Genomic DNA, 2981 nt, shown 5'->3' with positions numbered 1-2981 from the left:
TTCCGACAAAGAAGCGCTTTTTGCTTCTGCCGGCGGAGTTGAAGTTTCAGAGTTTCTAGGAGGCGACACTAGACAATTCGAAAAGCGGAGGCGACTGCCCAACTCCGACAAGCGTTGGAGGGCCTGCCAGTGAAGTCGCTCTTTGACTTCATTGGCATGACCGAAACGTCTCGAGGAGTTAGGAGCCGCAGCTAGACAAGCGACTCGAGGGGCTAGGCGCTGGAGCTGGACAATTCTCGAAGCGAAGATTTTTATACTTACCTTATAAAGTAAAGGGCCAGGCTGGATTTCTCCGCCTGGCCCTTTACTTTATAAGAGCTTCTTTTCAATTTTTCGTTCGTAATTTTTAAACAGGGATGAATTTGTTTTAGCTCCCCGACTCGACATGATCTTATTGTACCTAAGAAGCTTCTGACTTAGTTCCTGGTTCAGCCTGTCTTTTTCTTCTGGATTTTCACAAGTGCGAATCAGGTCCTCGATTGACATCACTTCCTGCCTTAGCCTCTGTTCTTCTGGAGAGAAGCCGGCATTTTTCAGCATCTTGTAGGCCATTCTCAATTCCGCTGGCACCGCTGACATATCTTCCAGATTCAATGGTTTCCCGTAGCCAGGCAAATTTTCAAACTCTCCGTCCTTGTAAGCACGCTTGATTCGATCCTCCGACACCACCATTGAAAAATCCATCTGAACCACTCCAGTCCATTAATTTCAGTATTTCTACTATTATTATATTACTTTCATCCAGTATTTTCTAATTTTTATATTTGGTAAAGCTCTTTTCTCAAACTTTGTTGCTATCAGAATACGAAATTGGATTGAATTATCACACCCCTTCGTAAAGCTCGCTTCTTATGAGAAAAGAGCATGCAAACTTAAGACCATCTGCAAAATGGTTATATATTACGTTAAAATCGGCTTTAGGATTTTAACAATAATCTTTACGAAACAGACTTGGTAAAGGGAGATTTTATTACGCTAAAGGTTTAAAGAGTTAGCAAGCAGGCTATTTAGTATGTAAAATAATTTCACAACAAGGGGTGTCAACGAATGATTATTGGGGGTATTGGATTCACTCTGATTTCAGCCGCTTTTTTCATGGGGCTGGTCGCCTGGTATTCTTATATAAAAACGAAAGGCGAAGTCAGTGATTCTGCAGGCTATTTTCTAGCTGGTCGAGGCCTGACGGGCACTTTTATTGCCGGTTCCCTCCTGCTTACAAATCTTTCTGCTGAACAGCTGGTCGGCCTGAATGGACAAGCCTACAGAACCAATCTATCCAACATGGCATGGGAGGTCACCGCAGCTTTCGCGATTATTATTATGGCTACCTACCTGCTTCCCAAGTATCTAGGCGGGAACTTTACCACGCTTCCTGAGTTTTTAAGCAAGCGATTTGATGAAGGTGTCAGACAATATACCGTCATGCTATTTATGCTAGGATACATACTCGTTACCGCACCATCAATGTTATATTCAGGTGCCCTTGCCGTATTGCAGCTTTTCAACGTTCCTGAGCTGTTCGGGATTTCCTATGAAGCTTCCGTCTGGATCGTCATTTGGATCATCGGTATCATAGGTGCGATTTACGCGATTTTCGGCGGCCTTAAAGCAGTTGCGATTTCTGATACTTTGAATGGAGTCGGCTTGATCATCATCGGATTGCTCGTCCCGATCCTTGGATTGATTGCGCTCGGTGACGGTAATATCGGAGATGGGATGAAGCAAATCGCCACAACCAATACTGAAAAAATGAATTCAATCGGAACAGAGAAGGATTCTGTACCATTTGGAACGATTTTCACCGGAATGATTTTCGCTAATCTCTTCTACTGGGCATCGAACCAATATGTCATCCAGCGAACCCTTGGAGCAAAAAGTCTTGCCGAGGGCCAGAAGGGCGTACTGATCTCTGGTTTTTACAAGCTGCTTGTGCCGCTGACGATGATGATTCCTGGTGTCATCGCCTTTCATATGTATGGAGATGGCTTGAAGTCAGTCGACCTCGCCTACCCAGCATTGATTTCGGACGTATTGCCGAACTGGATGTCAGGTTTCTTCCTGGCCGTCCTGCTAGGTGCCGTCTTAAGTTCATTCAATTCATTATTGAATAGCGCCGCAACGATGTTCGCACTCGACATTTATAAAGCACGCTTCAACCGTGAAGCAGATGACAGGAAATTGATTTCCGTAAGCAAAATCGCTGGTACACTTCTTGCGGTCGTCTCATTATGTATCGCACCACTATTGATGAACGCACCGGAAGGATTATGGGATTTAATCAGAAGATTCACAGGCTTCTTCAACATCCCAATTATTGTGATTTTGCTGGTAGGGATTTTTACAAAGCGAGTCCCGTCGCTTGCAGCGAAAGTCGTGATCATCTTCCATGTCATCACCTACTATATGCTCGTCTGGGGTACACAGCATCTGTTCGATTTTGTTGTCCCGATTCATTTCATCCACATTTATGCAATCCTGTTCGTGGTTGAAGTCGCGATCATGCTCGCGATCGGATTCTGGAAGCCAAGAACGACGCCATATACCTTCCGCTCCGAAGCAGCTATCGACATGGTGCCATGGAAATACACATTGCCAGTATCGGTGATCCTGCTAGCGCTTGTTGCCATCCTATATGTTGTATTCTCTCCAATCGGGTTGGCCTACGCTCGCGGTTATGTATCTCCAGCATTTTGGCCAGTAACGCTGGGAATACTCGCAGTTACAGTCGCGTTGTCATTTTTGGTCGTTAAAAAGTGGAATAAAACATATGCCCAGTATCTGAAGAGTGAGAATGCAATAACAGAAAGAAAGGTATGCCCAACAACAGAGTTCCAGCCTACCGTGTACAAATATTAATAATTAACAAAGACCTATTAGAGTTCTTATCATCTAATAGGTCTTTTTGTTTCATTCTTTTAACCGGTAAGAATTCTATTAGACATTTCGCTCCTGCTCTTGGCCTGAAATGTCCATTAAACCCC

The 2981-nt window shown here is 44.2% G+C and carries 2 protein-coding genes; one reads left to right on the top strand and one right to left on the bottom strand.

What is annotated here, in order from left to right; all coding sequences use genetic code 11:
- Positions 1 to 309: 309 nt before the first annotated feature.
- Complete coding sequence (locus tag TY49_RS11345) at positions 310 to 684, bottom strand: DnaJ family domain-containing protein (RefSeq protein WP_041966028.1); 375 nt, start codon at positions 682 to 684, stop codon at positions 310 to 312.
- 363 nt (positions 685 to 1047) lie between these two features.
- Between TY49_RS11345 and TY49_RS11340 the strand changes: the two genes are divergently transcribed.
- Entirely contained in the window at positions 1048 to 2856 is a 1809-nt protein-coding gene (locus TY49_RS11340; RefSeq protein ID WP_041966027.1) for a solute:sodium symporter family transporter, read from the top strand.
- The last annotated feature ends 125 nt before the right edge of the window (positions 2857 to 2981 follow it).

Source organism: Mesobacillus selenatarsenatis SF-1, from assembly GCF_000813125.1.
GTDB classification, from domain to species: domain Bacteria; phylum Bacillota; class Bacilli; order Bacillales; family Cytobacillaceae; genus Mesobacillus; species Mesobacillus selenatarsenatis.
Note: the sequence above shows the minus strand (reverse complement) of the source record. Positions and strands in the feature narration are given on the sequence as shown.